Below are 16,025 nucleotides of genomic sequence, written 5' to 3'. Positions count from 1 at the left end.
TATACGCCCTGCATCAGCCGATTGAAAAAATCTTTTTTACTCGCCTGACGTTTGCCCTTATAAGGTCGGCAAATGGCCCCTGTAGCCGGGAGTAAAGCGTATGAGCAGCGGCAAAGAAGACCTGGAGCTGGAAGACGATTTCGCCAGTGAGGAAACGGACAACGGCGAAGCCCCCGTGGAAGTGGCGAAAACCAATTTGACCAAGCGACGCATCATCGACAATTTTCTCGAAGAACGGCGCCTGCACAAGCAGTTGGCCGAATACGACTTCGATCTGTAGAACGCTGCCCTCTTCGCCACGGAATGAAAAGATGCCCGTATCAGTCGATACGGGCATCGTCGTTCCGGGTGGTGATCAAGGGTTCAACGATCAAAGGCCATCCAGATAACGCTCCACGTCCAGCGCCGCCATGCAGCCGGCGCCCGCCGAGGTAATGGCCTGGCGATAGACGCTGTCCGCCACGTCGCCAGCGGCGAATACACCTGCGACACGAGTCGCCGTGGCGTTGCCGTCACGGCCGCCATTGACCTGCAGATAGCCGTCCCTGAGCGCCAGCTGGCCTTCGAAAAGTGCCGTGTTGGGCGTATGCCCGATGGCCACGAACAGCCCGTCAACCGACAGATTACGGCTACCCCCGTCCCGCTCGCGCAGCCGTATGCCGGTGACCCCCGAGGCGTCGCCGAGGACTTCATCGACTTCGGCATTCAACGCCAGCACGATGCGCCCCTCGGCCACCCGTGCCTGCAGCTTGTTCTGCAGAATCTTTTCTGCCCGGAAGGCGTTGCGCCGGTGGATCAGCGTCACCCGGCTGGCGATATTGGCCAGGTACAGGGCCTCCTCCACCGCCGTATTGCCGCCGCCGACCACTGCCACTTCACGGCCACGGTAGAAGAAACCATCGCAGGTGGCGCAGGCCGACACGCCCTTGCCCATGAACGCCGACTCGCTCGGCAGCCCCAGATAGCGAGCACTGGCGCCGGTGGCGATGATCAGCGCATCACAGGTGTAGGAGACGCTGTCGCCAATCAACGTGAATGGCCGCGCGGCGAGATCCACGGCCTGGATCTGGTCGTAGACGATTTCGGTTTCGAAGCGCTCGGCGTGGGCCTGCATGCGCTGCATCAGTTCCGGCCCGGTCAGGCCATGGGCGTCGCCCGGCCAGTTGTCCACTTCGGTGGTAGTGGTCAGTTGGCCGCCGGCCTGCAGGCCAGTGATCAGCAAGGGTTTTAGATTGGCCCGCGCCGCATACACCGCGGCGCTATAGCCGGCCGGGCCGGAACCAAGAATGATGACACGAGCGTGGCGTGCACTGGACATCTGAGACTCCTCACCGCAGAGCTGCCGAAGAAAAAAGCCTTCAGAAACCGCAGAGGGTTTGCCGGGGTGGCTCCCGAAAGCAACGCCGAAAGACTAAGCGCATGCCCTGCCTGGTGGAAATGTGCTTTGCCAATCCGGCGTATAGCCCGGCTCTATGACGTCAGCGGTAACCTGCCCGTGCTTTCGCCAGGCCCGCAAAATGGGTAAGGTCGCGCGACGTTCACTTTCTGGAGACTCTTTCATGCGCCCCCCCGTGCTGTCCGGCCCGCAATACCTCAGCGAGGGCCTGAAGCTGGTACTGAGCCCCGGTCTGCGGCTGTTCGTTTTGCTGCCCCTGGCGATCAACCTGATCCTGTTCAGCCTGATGATCGGCTTCGCCGTGCAACAGTTCAGCGGTTGGGTCGACGCCTTCATGCCGAGCCTGCCCGATTGGCTGAGTTTCCTGCAGTACATCCTCTGGCCGTTGTTCGTGGTGCTGGTGGTGTTGATGGTGTTCTTCACCTTCACCCTGCTGGCCAATATCGTCGCGGCCCCGTTCAATGGCTTTCTGGCCGAGAAGGTCGAGGTGGTGGTGCGCGGCGAGGACAATTTCCCACCCTTCAGCTGGGCCGAGCTGATCGCCATGGTGCCACGTACCCTGGGTCGCGAGGCGCGCAAGCTGGCGTATTTCCTGCCACGGGCGCTGGGCCTGCTGATCCTCTCCTTCATTCCGGTGGTCAACCTGGTCGCCGCACCGCTGTGGCTGCTGTTCGGCGTATGGATGATGGCCATCCAGTACATCGACTACCCGGCCGACAACAACAAGATGAGCTGGCAGGACATGCTCGCCTGGCTACGCGAGAAGCGCTGGCAATCCCTGGGTTTCGGCGGCATCACCTATGCCGCGCTGCTGATTCCCTTCGTCAATATCCTGATGATGCCGGCAGCCGTGGCGGGTGCCACGCTCTTCTGGGTACGCGAGGGCGGCGTCGGCAATGGCGCACGCGCCGTCACGCAAAAGCCACATTGATGTCACAAACGCTACATGACAGCGGCCCAGACTGCTGCCATGAGTACTCCCCCACTATTCATCGCCTTGGTCAGCGAGACCTTCAGCCCGGAAATCAATGGCGTGGCCAATACCCTTGGCCACCTGGTAGCCGGGCTGCGCGCGCGCGGCCATCGCCTGCAACTGGTACGCCCTCGACAGGCCACCGATAGCCCCACGAACAACGATGACGACCTGCTGCTCACCCGCGGCTGGCCATTACCCGGCTACCGCGGCCTGCAGTGGGGCCAGTCGGCACGCCACAAGCTGCTGCGCCTGTGGCGCAGGCAGCGCCCGGACGTGCTCTACATCGCGACCGAAGGCCCGCTGGGCCTGTCGGCGCTGAGAGCCGCCCGGCGCCTGCGCATTCCGGTGGTCAGTGGCTTTCACACCAATTTCCAGCAGTACACCGGGCACTATGGCATCACTTTGCTGACCCGGCTGCTGACCAACTACCTGCGCTGGTTTCACAACGCCTCACGCATGACCCTGGTGCCTAGCCTCAGCCAGCGCTGCGAACTGCAGCGTCGCGGTTTCGAGCGCCTGGAGCTGCTTGCCCGTGGCGTTGATGCCCACCTGTTCAACCCGGCCCGGCGCAGTGACGAATTACGCCGCAGTTGGGGCCTCGATGAGCAGGATATCGCCGTGCTGCATGTCGGCCGGCTGGCTGCGGAAAAGAATCTGGATCTCCTGGTGAGCACCTTCCAGGCCCTGCAGCGACAACGTGCAGGGCAGCGGCTCAAGCTGATCGTGGTGGGCGACGGCCCGCAGCGCGACAGCTTGCAGCGACAACTGCCGGATGCACTGTTCTGCGGCATACAGCGTGGCGAAACCCTGGCCGAGCATTACGCCAGCGGCGATCTGTTCCTGTTTCCCAGTCTCTCGGAAACCTTCGGCAATGTGCTGCTCGAAGCCATGGCAGCAGGGCTGGGCGTAGTCGCTTTCGACCTGGCGGCAGCCGCCCAGCACGTCGAGCACGGGCACAACGGCATGCTGGCCAGTGCCGATGACCAGCGAACGTTCATCGAATCGGCTCACTGGCTGCTCGAGGACCGGGAAAACCTGCGGCGCGTACGCCTCAATGCACGTCGGCACGCGGCCAAACAGGGTTGGTCATCGATCATCGAGCAGTTCGAAAACCACCTGCACGGCGCGCTGCATGACCCCAAGCGGCCAGCCTTGGCGCAGAACGCCGCGCTGGCTGTCGAGACGGAGCGGGCGCACTGACAGACCGTTGAAAAATGTAGGTGAGGCAGCCAGCGCAAGGAAAAAACAGGCGAAAAAGCAAATTCCAGGTGTTGGGGATGAGCATTTTGAGCCTGTTTCCAACGCCAAGATGGCAACGCAGATGCTTTTTCAACGCCTGCCAGCGGCAAGCTGGCATTGTCGCTCAGGCCAGGGCTTTCTCGATGGCCTGAATCAGTGCGGGATCGTCCGGCGCGGTACGCGGCGAAAAGCGCGCCAGCACACGACCATCCTGGCCGACGAGAAACTTCTCGAAGTTCCAGGTGATGTCGCCTGGAAACTCTGCCCCCTCTCCCGCCAGCAGTCGGTACAGGGGGTGGCGGCCGCCGCCGTTGACCTCGAGCTTGCTGCTCAATGGAAAGGTGACGCCATAATTCAGGCTGCAGAACGTGGCGATCGTCGACTCGCTGTCCGGCTCCTGAGCGGCGAATTGATTGCAGGGTACTCCCAGCACACTGAAGCCCTGCGCCGCATAGGTCTGCTGCAAGCGCTCCAGCCCGGCATACTGCGGCGTGAGCCCACACTTGGAGGCGACGTTGACGACTAGCACGACCTTGTCCTTGAGCGGAGCCAGAGGCAACTCCTGGCCATCCAGTGCGTGCAGCGTCAGGTCGTGAAAGGCGCTCATGGTGTGCTCCGGGTAACGCGGATTCGGACGTGGGAGAGACACAAAGGGCGCCGAAAAGGCGCCCTTTCTGCTTGCAGCTTAGCAGTCACGAATGACCAGCGGCCAGCAGCGCAAGATTGGCTGCCGACATACGGATCAGTGGTGATGACCACCTTCGCCGTGAACATGACCATGGGCGACTTCCTCGGCGCTGGCATCACGCACGTCGACGACCTTGACCGCGAAGGTCAGGCGCTGGCCGGCCAGCGGGTGGTTGCCGTCGACGATCACGTCGTCGCCGTCCAGCTCGCGAATGGTGACGATCTGCATGCCGCCATCCGGACCGGAGGCGTGGAACTGCATGCCGACTTCCAGTTCGTCGACGCCTTCGAACATCGAACGGTTCAGGGTAGCGACCAGCTCGGCACTGTACTCGCCATAGGCCTCCTCGGGCTCGACGGAGACATTGATCTCGTCGCCGGCCTGTTTGCCGAGCAGTGCCTTCTCGAGGCCAACGATGATATTGCCAGCACCGTGCAGGTACACCAGCGGCGCGCCGCCAGCGGAACTATCGATCACCTCACCGGCATCGTTGGTCAGGGTATAGTCGATGGAAACGGCCTTGTTGGCGGCAATCTGCATGGGGGCGAACCTTTTGCTCGAGGAAAATGAACGCGAGAGTGTAACCAAGGGTCGATGCGAAAGCGACCCGAGCCCTGACGGGCGGGCCACATCGGGCATTGCCCTGGTCGCTTTTGAGCAGGATCATGACGGCCACTGGGTGGCTGTCCTATCCTGTGGTCACACTCAGCACCTGCGCCACCAGCCACCCTGGCAGAACCGCGCCTGGGTGCTCGATGCCGCGCAACGACAAGCGTGCATCGGCACGCATTTCATGTGTGGCTGGTGTGCCGCAGCGCAGTCTGAAACGTCAACGGACCCTAAGGATCTTTGAATGCCCGCACGCAATATTCTGGTGATCAACTGCGGCAGTTCCTCCATAAAATTCGCGCTGGTCGACCCGGACCAGGCCCAGTTCGCCATCAGCGGCCTGGCTGAACGCCTCGGCAGCGCGGACGCCGTCCTGCACTGGCAGCGAGACGGCATCAAGCACACCCAGGCGATCCCCGCAGACGACCATCGCGCCGCCCTCGCTCATCTGCTGCAACGGGTGCAGGAAACCACAGGTGGCCACCTGCATGGCATCGGCCATCGCATCGTGCACGGTGGTGAGCACTTCACCAGTGCCCAGCGCCTGGACGACCAGGTGATCGCGGCGATACGAGCGGTCGCCCCACTCGCACCGCTGCACAATCCCGCAGGCCTGCTCGGCATCGAAGCGGCCCTGGCGCTGTACCCACAATTGCCCCAGGTGGCGGTGTTCGACACCGCCTTTCACCAGAGCCTGCCCGAACACGCCTTCCGCTACGCAGTGCCGGAATACCTGTACCGCGACCACGGCGTACGCCGCTACGGCTTCCACGGTACCAGCCACCGCTTCGTCAGCGCCCGCGCGGCGGAACTCAGCGGCCTGGCCGCCGACGACAGCGCCTGGCTGGTCGCTCACCTGGGCAATGGCTGTTCGACCTGTGCCGTGGTCAACGGTCAGAGCCGCGACACCAGCATGGGCCTGACGCCTCTGGAGGGCCTGGTGATGGGAACCCGCAGCGGTGATGTCGACCCCAACCTGCACAGCCACCTGTCGCGTACCCTGGGCTGGAGCCTGGAACAGATCGATCGCATGCTCAACCACGACAGCGGCCTGCTTGGCCTGTCCGGCCTGTCCAACGACATGCGCAGCCTGGAACAGGCCCGTGACCAGGGGCACCCCGGCGCGGCCCTGGCCATCGAGGTGTTCTGCTATCGCCTGGGCAAATCCCTGGCAGCCATGAGCTGTGCGCTACCGCGCCTGGACGGGCTGATCTTCACCGGTGGCATCGGCGAAAACTCGCCGCTGATCCGCAGCAAGACGGTCGCCCACCTGAAGCTGCTCGGCCTGCGACTGGACGAAGAGGCCAACGACCGTTGCCTGCGTGGCGTCAGCGGCCCGATCCACGCGCAAGATCACACTCGGGTGCTGGTGGTGCCTACCAACGAAGAGCGACAGATCGCTCTCGACACCCTGGCGCTGCTCGACTGACACGGAGAACCTCATGCACACCTTTTTCATTTCCCCGACCGGCTTCGGCGTCGGCCTCACCTCCATCAGCCTGGGCCTGGTCGGCGCACTGGAACGTGCCGGCCTCAAGGTCGGCTTCTTCAAGCCCATCGCTCAGCCGCATCAGGGCGATGCCGGCCCGGAGCGCTCCAGCGAGCTGGTCGCCCGCACCCACGGCCTGCACTCCCCCAAGCCACTGGCGCTGGCCCATGTCGAGCGGCGCCTTGGCGATGGCGATCTGGACGAGTTGCTCGAGGAAATCATCAGCCTCTATCAGGAGGCCGCCAGGGACAAGGACGTGGTGATCGTCGAAGGCATGGTGCCAACGCGCCAGGCCAGTTACGCCGCCCGGGTCAATCTGCATCTGGCCAAGAGCCTGGATGCCGACGTGATCCTGGTTTCCGCGCCGGAGCAGGAAAGCCTCAGCGAACTGTGTGACCGTGTGGAAATCCAGGCCCAGCAGTTCGGCGGCCCCAAAGACCCCAAAGTGCTCGGGGTGATCCTCAACAAGATCCGCAGCGACGACGGCCTGGAAGCCTTCGCCGCACGCCTGCGCGAGCATTCGTCGCTGCTGCGTCACCCCGAGTTCCGCCTGCTCGGCTGCATTCCCTGGCTCGACGAGCTGAATGCGCCGCGAACCCGCGACATCGCCGAACTGCTCGGCGCGCGGGTGCTCAACGCGGGCGACTACGAACAGCGGCGTATGCTGAAGATCGTGCTCTGCGCCCGCGCCGTGGCCAATACGGTGCAGTTGCTCAAGCCCGGTACGCTGGTGGTGACGCCAGGTGATCGCGACGACATCATCCTCGCCGCCAGCCTGGCGGCGATGAATGGCATGCCGCTGGCCGGCCTGTTGCTGTGCAGCGATTTCGCCCCCGATCCGCGCATCATGGAACTGTGCCGTGGTGCACTGCAAAGCGGCCTGCCGGTGATGACCGTAGGCACCGGCTCCTACGACACCGCCACCAACCTGAACCGGCTGAACAAGGAAATCCCGGTCGACGACAAGGAGCGCGCCGAGAAGGTCGCCGACTTCGTCGCCAGCCACCTCGATCACGACTGGCTCGCTGCCCGTTGCGGCAGCCCGCGTGAGTTGCGCCTTTCGCCGCCGGCGTTCCGCTATCAGTTGGTGCAGCAGGCCAAAGCGGCGAACAAACGCATCGTCCTGCCCGAAGGGGCCGAACCACGCACCGTGCAGGCGGCAGCCATTTGCCAGGCCCGCGGCATCGCCCGTTGCGTGCTGCTGGCAAAACCCGACGAGGTCCGCAGCGTGGCCCAGGCCCAGGGCATCGAACTGCCACCGGGCCTGGAAATTCTCGACCCGGATCTGATCCGCGAGCGTTACGTCGATCCCATGGTCGAGTTACGCAAGGGCAAGGGGCTCAATGCGCCCATGGCCAGCGCCCAGCTCGAAGATACCGTGGTGCTGGGCACCATGATGCTGGCCCTGGACGAAGTCGACGGCCTGGTGTCGGGCGCCGTGCACACCACTGCCAACACCATCCGCCCGGCGCTGCAATTGATCAAGACGGCGCCAGGCTACAACCTGGTGTCCTCGGTGTTCTTCATGCTGCTGCCGGATCAGGTGCTGGTCTACGGCGATTGCGCGGTCAACCCGGACCCCAATGCCGAGCAACTGGCCGAGATCGCCCTGCAGAGCGCCAGCTCCGCCGAGGCCTTTGGCATCCCACCGCGCGTGGCCATGCTCAGCTACTCCACTGGCGACTCCGGCAGTGGCGAGGAAGTCGAGAAGGTCCGCGAGGCGACCCGCCTGGCGCGCCAGGCCAAGCCGGATCTGCTTCTGGACGGCCCGTTGCAGTATGACGCCGCCGCCATCGACAGCGTGGGTCGGCAGAAAGCCCCCAACAGCCCGGTGGCCGGGCGTGCCACGGTGTTCATATTCCCGGACCTGAATACCGGCAATACCACCTACAAGGCCGTGCAGCGCAGCGCCGACTGCATCAGCGTCGGCCCCATGCTGCAGGGTCTGCGCAAACCGGTGAACGATCTGTCTCGCGGGGCGCTGGTCGACGATATCGTCTTCACCATCGCGCTCACCGCCATTCAGGCCGCCAACCTGCGCCAGTGAGGCCCGGCTCGTTCGAGCGCACTGCGCTCGGATCGGCTTGCAGTTCCATCGCCAATCGTTAACCTGTGCGGCAATTGCCCCGGCGCCCTGCGCGGGGCCCACCCTGCACGAGGTTCGCGCGTCCATGCTGCACTTTCTGCCCGCCCCCCTGCTCGGTCTACTGGGCAGTGCCCTACTGGCCCTCAATACCCTGTTCTGGTGCTGGCCGCTGTTTGCCGTGACGCTGCTGCGCATCCTGCTGCCAGTGCCCGTGCTGCAGCGTGGCTGCGATCGACTGATGACCTTCATCCACGAAGGCTGGATCAGCTGCAACAAGGCCTGGATGCAGCTTCTGGGCAATACTCGCTGGCAGGTCGAAGGGGCGCAGGGATTCGATTACCAGCACTCCTACCTGGTGACCAGTAACCACCAGAGCTGGGTGGATATCCTGGTACTGCAGTACCTGTTCAACCGACGCATCCGTCCGCTGAAGTTCTTCCTCAAGCAGGAGCTGATCTGGGTACCGGTAATCGGTCTGTGCTGGTGGGCGCTCGGCTTCCCGTTCATGAAGCGCTACTCCAAGCAATACCTGGCCAGGTACCCCGAGAAGAAGGGCAAGGACCTGCAGACCACGCGGCGCACCTGCGCCAGGTTCCGACACAACCCGGTAGGCATCTTCAATTTCGTAGAGGGCACCCGTTTCACCCCTGCCAAGCACCAGGAGCAACAATCGCCCTACCGCTACCTGCTCAAGCCGAAGGCGGGTGGCCTGGCCTTCGTGCTCGACGCCATGGGCGAGCAACTGCATGGCATCATCAACGTGACCCTGCACTATCCACAGGGCAGCCCGGGGTTCTGGACACTGCTCAGTGGCCAGCTGGAGGACGTGGTGGTGCTCATCGAGCGGTTACCGATCCCTGCTCATTTCATCGGTCGGGCCTACGACCAGGACGAAGCCTACCGCACGCAGTTCCAGCACTGGATCAACGCGCTGTGGCAAGCCAAGGACCGTCAACTCGACGCCCTGCATCAGGCCGGCCCTCGGCTCACCGAATCGCCGCCGTCGGCGTAGAAACGAAACTGCCGCCGCCCGCCGCGCTTGGCCGCATACATCGCGGTATCCGCGGCGCGCAGCACATCTTCGACGCTATTGCCATCGGCCGGTATGCAGGCAATACCGATGCTGACGCCAAGTGCCAACTGCACGCCCTGGGAAACCTCGGGCTGCTCGCCGGATACCTGCAGAACCAGCTTTTCCGCCACCGATGCGGCGTCCGCCGGGCCACCGAGGCTGTCGAGAATGACCGTGAATTCGTCGCCACCGATACGTGCCAGGCGATCGTACGGCCTGAGGCAGGCCTTGAGTTGCTCACTCACCCGCCGCAATACCTGATCCCCCGTCTCGTGCCCGAGCGTATCGTTGATGTGCTTGAAGCCGTCCAGGTCGAGGTAAAGCAAGGCGGCCTGCTGGCCGGTGCGCTCGTTACGCGAGATCGAGGCCTGAAGTTCCCGCAGGAAGCCCCTTCGGTTGAGCAGGCCGGTCAGGGCATCGGTGATCGCCAGCGACTCTAGCTGGCGATGCAGGTCACGAACCAGGGACATGTCCAACGCCAGCACAATCATGGCGTTCTGATCATCCGGCAAGGGTGAACAGGACAACGCCACCGGCACGTCGCTGCCATCCCGGCTACGCAGATTGGCGTCATGCAGGCGCAGGTGTTCCCGGCGCAACCAGTACTGATGGAAACTCGACGTCTGCCAGTGATCCTCGCGCGGGGTGTCGATCCAGGCCAGCAGCTCGCTGCCGGCCAGCTCATCGCCGTGGCAACCAAGCATCCTGGCGATCGCCGGGTTGGCGAAGCGGATGCGGCCATCATCGCCCACCACCAGGATGCCTTCGGCCGTGTTCTCCAGAATCGACGCATTGAAGGCGCGCTCACGCTCCAGTTGCTGGCTGAGGCGCAACAGGCCGCTGCGATACTGTTCATGCTCGAGCAGCGCCCGTACCTTGTGCAACAGAATCGCCGGCTGCACCGGCTTGGAAATGAAATCCACCGCCCCCGCCCCGTAGCCCTTGCTCAGGACGTCATCGGTCTGGCTGATTCCAGAGATGAAGATGATCGGCGTGAACCGGGTGCGCGGCTCGGCGCGCATGCGCCTTGCCACCTCGAAACCGTCCATGCGTGGCATCTGCACATCGAGCAGCACCAGGCCCAGGTGAGCATGCTGCATGTATTCCAGCGCCTTGGCGCCGGAGTCGACGCAGTGCACCGGCCGGCCGACCTCCTCCAGTAGTTCCTGCATGTCCTCCAGGTTCTCCCAGCGGTCATCGACCACGAGAATGCCCAACGTCTCATCCTGATCCTGCACAGCTACCTCCATGCCCACGACTGCGTCGCCGGGCAAGTGGCCGTCGCCCTCTGAGGGGCAGCGGCGACCTCGTCCCGGCGTTCGGTTGTTACTCCACACAGTCTAGCCACGCCCGGCCATATAGCCACGTGGCGGCCTGCACAATAGCAGGCATGAAAAACCCCGCCTGGGCGGGGTTCCGGATGAATCGGCGGCCCTTACAGCGGGCGCAGATTGATCTCCACGCGGCGGTTCTGCGCACGCCCCGCTTCATTGGCATTGCTGGCGACGGGCTGGCTGGGGCCGGCACCGTAGGCGGAGATACGCGATGCCGCGACGCCATTGGCCGCCAGATAGGAGGCCACGCTCTGAGCACGACGGGTCGACAGGCTCTGGTTCAAGTCGGCGGATCCGGTGCTATCGGTATGCCCGACGATATTCACACCGTTCTTGTCGAACTCCTTGAAGGTCAGCACCAGCGAGTTCAACGTCCCGTAGAAGCTGCTGGAAATGTCTGCCGAGTTGCTGGCGAAGGTGATATTGCCCGGCATGATCAGGGTCAGGTCGTTGCCATTGCGCTGTACCTGAACGCCGGTGCCTTGCAACTGCTGGCGCAGCTTGGCTTCCTGGGTATCGACGTAGTAGCCGTAGCCACCGCCCGCGGCACCGCCTACTGCAGCGCCGATCAGGGCGCCTTTGCCGCGATCCTTCTTGCTCGAGGTCGCGGCACCGATCGCCGCGCCTGCCAGGGCACCGACACCACCATAGATCCCGGCCTTGCCAGCCTGGCTCTCACCGGTATAGGGGTTCGCCGTACAGCCGGACAGAACCGCCAGTACGACCATCGCAGCCATCAGAGCGCGGCACTTATTCATCAATGATTCCCTTGTGTCGTTACGTGTGAATGTAAGATTTGGCCAGCCGTTTCGAACCGCCGACGGGCGTCGAGTTCCCGGGGCAACCCAACGTAACGGCTTGTTTTTCAAGCCCGTACGAAGGGATTGTCACGCATTTCGTCGCCCAGTCGCGTATCGGCACCGTGGCCGGTGACCACGGTCGCCTCCTCGTCCAGGCGATACAATCGCTGCCTGATCGAGCGTTCGATGGTGGCATAGTCACCACCCCACAGATCGGTACGCCCGATGCCCCGCCTGAACAGCGTATCGCCGGCGATCAGCAACTTGTTCTCGGGAAACCAGAAGCTCATCGAACCCGGCGTGTGTCCCGGCGTATGCAACGCCACCCCACAGCCGCAGGCGAGCGCCTCGTCATCGGCCAGCCACTGATCGGGCGCAGGTACGGGCGTATAGGGAACGCCGAACACCTGGCACTGCATTTCGAGGTTGTCCCAGAGAAACTGGTCGTCCTTGTGCAGGTGCAGCGTCGCTCCGGTCTTCTCTTTCATCTGCCCAGAGGCGAGAAAATGATCGAGGTGCGCGTGGGTATGGACGATGCTCACCACCGTCAGCCCCAATACCTCGAGCCTTGCCATGATCAACTCCGGATTGCCACCCGGGTCGACTACCAGGGCCTTGCCGGTCAGCGGATCGCCAATGATCGTGCAGTTGCACTGCAACGGGCCGACGGGAAAGGTTTCGCGGATCAGGGCGGGGCGATCGAGAAGCATGGACGTTCCTGGCAGACAGATCGGGTAAAAGGGCAAAGAAGGCCAAAACATCGGCACTCCAACTCCAGCAACAGCGGCGCCAGCATCGACGCGTTGGCGCCCCCAAGGCATGGCACAGCGCCTGTCTTGGATGTTGCACAGAAGAAGGCGGCCCTGACGGCCAAGAAAAAGCCGACCCTGCGGTCGGCTATTGCATTGCGGGAGGTGATCAGCGAACGCCGGACTGACGCAGGGCTGCCGGGGTGTAATCGCTTTCCTTGGCCGGATAGTCGAACTCGTAAGCACGCTTTTCTTCGTTCTTCAGGCCCAGGGCCAGGTAACGGCCGGACAACAGGTCGTGGATCACCTCTACGGCGTACCAAGGCACCTGCTTGTCGTAGTAGTACTGCGAGTGGGCTTCGGCTACACGCCACAGGGTACCGCGACCGTCGTAATGGTCGATGGCAGAGGCCTGCCAGGTATCCTCGTCAAGATAGAAGTCACGCTTGGCATAGATGTGACGCTCGCCCTGCTTGAGGGTAGCGGTCACGTGCCAGACGCGGTGCAGCTCATAGCGGGCCAGATCCGGGTTCAAGTGCCCAGCCTTGACGATATCGCTGTACTTCAGTTTCGGCGAATCGATGCGGTAGCTGTTGTAGGGAATATAGATTTCCTTCTTGCCCAGCAACTGCCAGTCATAGCGGTCCGGCGAACCGTTGTACATGTCCAGGTTGTCCGAGGTACGCAGGCCGTCGGCCGCGGTGCCCGGACCGTCATAGGACACCTGCGGCGCACGGCGCACACGGCGCTGACCGGCGTTGTACAGCCAGGCCATGCGCGGCTCCTTCACCTGATCGATCGTCTCATGCACCAACAGCACGTTGCCGGCGAGGCGTGAAGGCGCGGTTACCCGCTGCTTGAAGTAGAACAGGATATTGCTCGGCTTGCTGGTATCGACGTCCTTCATCATGCCGCGGAAGGCGAACTCCTCTTCCAGGCTGACCGGGCTGAACGAGCCATTGGCCTGCGGCGTCACCTGTACGACGTGGCGTCGAACGCTGGCGCCACGGTAGCGGGTGATGTGGTTCCAGATCGCTTCCAGGCCATCCTTGGGAATCGGGAAGGGGTTGGCCAGCTCGAAGTTTTCCAGGCCCTCGCCGCCCTGAATCAGCTTGGTGTTGGTGGCATTGCGCTTGGTCGCCGCGATGATGTTTTCCGGCACGTTCGCAGAGCGATGGGTGGGAAACACCGGCATCCGGTAAGTTTCCGGGTAACGCTTGAACATCGCATACTGGCCCGGCGTGAGCTTGTCCTTGTATTGCTCGACGTTCTGCGCGGTGATGGTGAACAGCGGCTTCTCGTTGGGGAATGGATCGGCCAGGAAACCACCACCATCCACAGCCCCGGCATTGATCGGCAAACCACCCGTCCATGCTGGAATGCTGCCATCGGCATTGCCCGCTTTCTCCGCACCAACCGGAGTCAACGTATTACCCAGCTTGGCGGCCTCATCCGAAGATACCGCCGCCATCACGCTACAGGCCAGCAGCGACAAGGTCAGAGCGCCGGTCTGCAACAGTCTTTTCGTTGTGTTCATAAATGCATTTTCCTATGAATACGGGCGCTTAGAAGTTCATGCCGAAGCTGAGGGCGACGAAGTCGCGATCGTCCTGCACGCTATAGTCACCGCCGAAGAAATTGGTGTAAGCGAGACTGGCCGTGTAGGTATTCTGGTACTCGGCGTCCAGGCCCAGGCTAACGGCTTTGCGGCCTTCTTCGAAGTTGGCACCAGGGCCAGGGGAATAACCCTTCACATCATGAGACCAGGCCACGTTGGGCTTTAGGTTCACGCCGGCGAATGCATCGTTGTAATCCCAGATGGCCCGCATGCGATAACCCCACGAATCCGAGGTGGTGAAACCATCGTTTTCGCAGTAGCGGCTGACGTTGCGCGCGTCGCCTGCACCGATGGTGCTAGCGTTGAGCGACTGGCAACGCCCGCCCGCCAATGGACCGGGACCGAATACGGGATCGCGGCCATAGCGGATTTCCGAAACGCTCTCCAGGCCGCCGACATGTGTCCAGCCGACTTCACCGACGACGGTCATACGGGCTGCGCCCATGACTTGATCGAAGAAGTGAGTGAAGGTGGTTTGCAGTTGGGTGATTTCCTTGCGTCGATAGCCGTGACTGTCCTGCCCCGCTGCTGCCTGAATCGGAGACACGGAAGGATCGATAAGGGTCAAACCGCCGAAGAGAATGTCGGTCGAGTTGATTTGTACGGGAGCATTCGGCCGATAGCTGATTTCACCACTCCACGCAGTGCCGGTTGGCAACGTGGTGGAGAAACTCAAACCGTAAAGACGGATATCTTCGGGATACTCGATAAAGTAACGGCTATTGCCTGCAATCGCAGCAGATGCCAGGCCGGTTGCGGCCGTTTGGAACTGAGCGCTGGAAAGCACGGCATTCCTGACTGCGGCCAACCCTCCTGGTGTGGAGCATGTAGCCCCGAGCGTCGCACAGCGGGCAGATATCAACGAAGTAGCCAGCCCGGTAGGTGCCGCCCGTGCAGCGGCTACCGTCGCAGCGGAAGCGGCTTGCCCACTGAAGATCGGTGCACGACTGTGATAATTCATGAAATAGGCACCGAACTCGGTGTCCAGCTCCTGAGCGTACCAACGTAGCGCAAGACCGAACTGACCATCGTCACGGGCATCCCTGTCGGCGCCACGGGGAACGATCACGCCTTCGGAAGTGGTGCGGTAGCCTGCACCGGCGGCGGCGCCAAACCCGGACAGCGCTCCGAGTGCAGGGCTGAGAACGGCCAGATTGTCGCTACAGCCATCGGCATAAACATCAGGCTGCGAGAAGAATGTACCGCAGTTATCGACGACGGTCTGATCCCACTCCAGTTGGTAGAAGAACTCTGCAGACAGATTATCGGTCAGGCTTTGCGACACGTAGAACATGTTGACCGGAATCAGCCCCTCTTTGACCTCGGCACCGGGACGACGGAACGCAGCGACGTCTACCGGGTTGATCGCATTGATGCTGTTCTGGATGAAGGTACTTTCGCCCCAGCTAACCACCTGCTTGCCCAGACGCACGGTACCGGGCTGATCGGCAATGCTGTAGTTGTGATAAACGAAAGCGTCCAGCAACTCGCCGCCAGATGACTTGGCGCCCTCCTTGCGGTTGGAATCACTGATGTCCTTGAATTCGCGCCCCTCGTCCTTAAGCTCGAAGTCATACCAATACTTGCCACGTACGAAAACACCAGTATCCCCATACTTGAGTTCGAGATCGTGGATACCTTTGAAGATCTTCGAGAAGGTTTCGCCACGCTTGAAGTTCAACCGGCCATCGTCAGTGGTTTGCGAAAGCCCGTAGCCACCATTGTTGACGCCGATCAGGTTCTTGTCGGCTTTGGACGTCGACCAACTGGCCCCCACCGACAGCGACGAATCGAACTGTCCTTCGATCTCGCCGATATTGAAATTGACGGCAAATGCCGCGCTGCTGAGAGTGGACGCGAGGCTGACAGCCAGCGGCAGCTTAGCCAGACGCCAGAACGGCCTTGTTGTGTTGGTCATCGACGCTACTCCATTTGTTTTTGTTATGGCTGATTGACTAGAGCCAGCGAG

15 protein-coding genes are annotated in these 16,025 nt (G+C 62.5%); 7 read left to right on the top strand and 8 right to left on the bottom strand.

The features are described 5' to 3' along the window. Window positions 1-100: 100 nt before the first annotated feature. The gene (locus tag BLR94_RS19580; protein ID WP_084307744.1) at window positions 101-280 is read left to right on the top strand and encodes a PA3496 family putative envelope integrity protein; all 180 of its coding nucleotides are present in this window, start codon (window positions 101-103) and stop codon (window positions 278-280) included. A gap of 90 nt (window positions 281-370) precedes the next feature. Here the strand turns inward: BLR94_RS19580 and trxB are convergent, their stop codons facing one another. Further along, the gene (gene trxB, locus BLR94_RS19575; protein ID WP_084307745.1) at window positions 371-1,318 is read right to left on the bottom strand and encodes a thioredoxin-disulfide reductase; all 948 of its coding nucleotides are present in this window, start codon (window positions 1,316-1,318) and stop codon (window positions 371-373) included. A gap of 241 nt (window positions 1,319-1,559) precedes the next feature. Here trxB and cysZ point away from each other — a divergent pair, with 241 nt between their 5' ends. Then, window positions 1,560-2,327: a sulfate transporter CysZ gene (cysZ, locus tag BLR94_RS19570; protein WP_084307746.1), complete on the top strand. Its 768-nt coding sequence runs from the start codon at window positions 1,560-1,562 to the stop codon at window positions 2,325-2,327. A gap of 39 nt (window positions 2,328-2,366) precedes the next feature. Beyond that, the gene (locus BLR94_RS19565) at window positions 2,367-3,572 is read left to right on the top strand and encodes a glycosyltransferase family 4 protein (RefSeq protein ID WP_084307789.1); all 1,206 of its coding nucleotides are present in this window, start codon (window positions 2,367-2,369) and stop codon (window positions 3,570-3,572) included. Between the two features lie 163 nt (window positions 3,573-3,735). Here the strand turns inward: BLR94_RS19565 and BLR94_RS19560 are convergent, their stop codons facing one another. Together BLR94_RS19560 and BLR94_RS19555 are read right to left on the bottom strand one after the other, a co-directional pair. Further along, window positions 3,736-4,218, bottom strand: a complete 483-nt coding sequence (locus BLR94_RS19560; protein WP_084307747.1) for a glutathione peroxidase — start codon at window positions 4,216-4,218, stop codon at window positions 3,736-3,738. A 135-nt stretch (window positions 4,219-4,353) separates the two neighbouring features. After that, on the bottom strand, window positions 4,354-4,839 hold the full coding sequence (locus BLR94_RS19555; RefSeq protein WP_084307748.1) for an FKBP-type peptidyl-prolyl cis-trans isomerase: 486 nt from the start codon (window positions 4,837-4,839) through the stop codon (window positions 4,354-4,356). Here BLR94_RS19555 and BLR94_RS19550 point away from each other — a divergent pair. The 4 genes from BLR94_RS19550 to BLR94_RS19535 all read left to right on the top strand — a co-directional run bounded on the left by BLR94_RS19550 (window position 4,808) and on the right by BLR94_RS19535 (window position 9,495). Then, complete coding sequence (locus BLR94_RS19550; protein WP_084307790.1) at window positions 4,808-5,152, top strand: DUF3565 domain-containing protein; 345 nt, start codon at window positions 4,808-4,810, stop codon at window positions 5,150-5,152. The genes BLR94_RS19555 and BLR94_RS19550 overlap by 32 nt on opposite strands. After that, the gene (locus tag BLR94_RS19545; RefSeq protein WP_084307749.1) at window positions 5,153-6,337 is read left to right on the top strand and encodes an acetate kinase; all 1,185 of its coding nucleotides are present in this window, start codon (window positions 5,153-5,155) and stop codon (window positions 6,335-6,337) included. 13 nt (window positions 6,338-6,350) lie between these two features. Beyond that, window positions 6,351-8,444 (top strand): phosphate acetyltransferase, encoded by a 2,094-nt coding sequence (gene pta / locus BLR94_RS19540; RefSeq protein ID WP_084307750.1) that lies wholly within the window; start codon window positions 6,351-6,353, stop codon window positions 8,442-8,444. 124 nt (window positions 8,445-8,568) lie between these two features. Further along, on the top strand, window positions 8,569-9,495 hold the full coding sequence (locus tag BLR94_RS19535) for an acyltransferase (RefSeq protein ID WP_084307751.1): 927 nt from the start codon (window positions 8,569-8,571) through the stop codon (window positions 9,493-9,495). On the opposite strand, the gene BLR94_RS19530 is transcribed toward BLR94_RS19535, so the two are convergent. The 5 genes from BLR94_RS19530 to BLR94_RS19510 all read right to left on the bottom strand — a co-directional run bounded on the left by BLR94_RS19530 (window position 9,453) and on the right by BLR94_RS19510 (window position 15,974). Then, on the bottom strand, window positions 9,453-10,793 hold the full coding sequence (locus tag BLR94_RS19530) for a diguanylate cyclase domain-containing protein (protein WP_244158237.1): 1,341 nt from the start codon (window positions 10,791-10,793) through the stop codon (window positions 9,453-9,455). The two genes, BLR94_RS19535 and BLR94_RS19530, sit on opposite strands and share 43 nt — an antisense overlap. 197 nt (window positions 10,794-10,990) lie before the next feature. Then, on the bottom strand, window positions 10,991-11,647 hold the full coding sequence (locus BLR94_RS19525; RefSeq protein WP_084307753.1) for a YiaD family glycine zipper/OmpA-like lipoprotein: 657 nt from the start codon (window positions 11,645-11,647) through the stop codon (window positions 10,991-10,993). A gap of 107 nt (window positions 11,648-11,754) precedes the next feature. Continuing rightward, the gene (locus BLR94_RS19520; RefSeq protein ID WP_084307754.1) at window positions 11,755-12,399 is read right to left on the bottom strand and encodes an MBL fold metallo-hydrolase; all 645 of its coding nucleotides are present in this window, start codon (window positions 12,397-12,399) and stop codon (window positions 11,755-11,757) included. A 208-nt stretch (window positions 12,400-12,607) separates the two neighbouring features. Then, window positions 12,608-13,975 carry a DUF1329 domain-containing protein gene (locus BLR94_RS19515; RefSeq protein WP_084307755.1) on the bottom strand — a complete coding sequence of 456 codons (1,368 nt, stop codon included), beginning with the start codon at window positions 13,973-13,975 and terminating at the stop codon, window positions 12,608-12,610. Window positions 13,976-14,003: 28 nt separating this feature from the next. Continuing rightward, complete coding sequence (locus BLR94_RS19510) at window positions 14,004-15,974, bottom strand: DUF1302 domain-containing protein (protein WP_084307756.1); 1,971 nt, start codon at window positions 15,972-15,974, stop codon at window positions 14,004-14,006. Between the last annotated feature and the right edge of the window lie 51 nt (window positions 15,975-16,025).

The sequence above is a fragment of the Phytopseudomonas flavescens genome, from assembly GCF_900100535.1.
Lineage (GTDB): Bacteria > Pseudomonadota > Gammaproteobacteria > Pseudomonadales > Pseudomonadaceae > Aquipseudomonas > Aquipseudomonas flavescens.
Note: the sequence above shows the minus strand (reverse complement) of the source record. Positions and strands in the feature narration are given on the sequence as shown.

Excerpts from the sequence above, each read along its gene's own strand:
- BLR94_RS19580 (WP_084307744.1), top strand. The coding sequence starts at position 101 with ATGAGCAGCGGCAAAGAAGACCTGGAGCTGGAAGACGATTTCGCCAGT.
- cysZ (WP_084307746.1), top strand. The coding sequence starts at position 1,560 with ATGCGCCCCCCCGTGCTGTCCGGCCCGCAATACCTCAGCGAGGGCCTG.
- BLR94_RS19550 (WP_084307790.1), top strand. The coding sequence starts at position 4,808 with ATGGAAACGGCCTTGTTGGCGGCAATCTGCATGGGGGCGAACCTTTTG.
- BLR94_RS19560 (WP_084307747.1), bottom strand. The coding sequence starts at position 4,218 with ATGAGCGCCTTTCACGACCTGACGCTGCACGCACTGGATGGCCAGGAG.
- trxB (WP_084307745.1), bottom strand. The coding sequence starts at position 1,318 with ATGTCCAGTGCACGCCACGCTCGTGTCATCATTCTTGGTTCCGGCCCG.
- BLR94_RS19555 (WP_084307748.1), bottom strand. The coding sequence starts at position 4,839 with ATGCAGATTGCCGCCAACAAGGCCGTTTCCATCGACTATACCCTGACC.
- BLR94_RS19510 (WP_084307756.1), bottom strand. The coding sequence starts at position 15,974 with ATGACCAACACAACAAGGCCGTTCTGGCGTCTGGCTAAGCTGCCGCTG.
- BLR94_RS19545 (WP_084307749.1), top strand. The coding sequence starts at position 5,153 with ATGCCCGCACGCAATATTCTGGTGATCAACTGCGGCAGTTCCTCCATA.
- BLR94_RS19515 (WP_084307755.1), bottom strand. The coding sequence starts at position 13,975 with ATGAACACAACGAAAAGACTGTTGCAGACCGGCGCTCTGACCTTGTCG.
- pta (WP_084307750.1), top strand. The coding sequence starts at position 6,351 with ATGCACACCTTTTTCATTTCCCCGACCGGCTTCGGCGTCGGCCTCACC.
- BLR94_RS19565 (WP_084307789.1), top strand. The coding sequence starts at position 2,367 with ATGAGTACTCCCCCACTATTCATCGCCTTGGTCAGCGAGACCTTCAGC.
- BLR94_RS19535 (WP_084307751.1), top strand. The coding sequence starts at position 8,569 with ATGCTGCACTTTCTGCCCGCCCCCCTGCTCGGTCTACTGGGCAGTGCC.
- BLR94_RS19520 (WP_084307754.1), bottom strand. The coding sequence starts at position 12,399 with ATGCTTCTCGATCGCCCCGCCCTGATCCGCGAAACCTTTCCCGTCGGC.
- BLR94_RS19525 (WP_084307753.1), bottom strand. The coding sequence starts at position 11,647 with ATGAATAAGTGCCGCGCTCTGATGGCTGCGATGGTCGTACTGGCGGTT.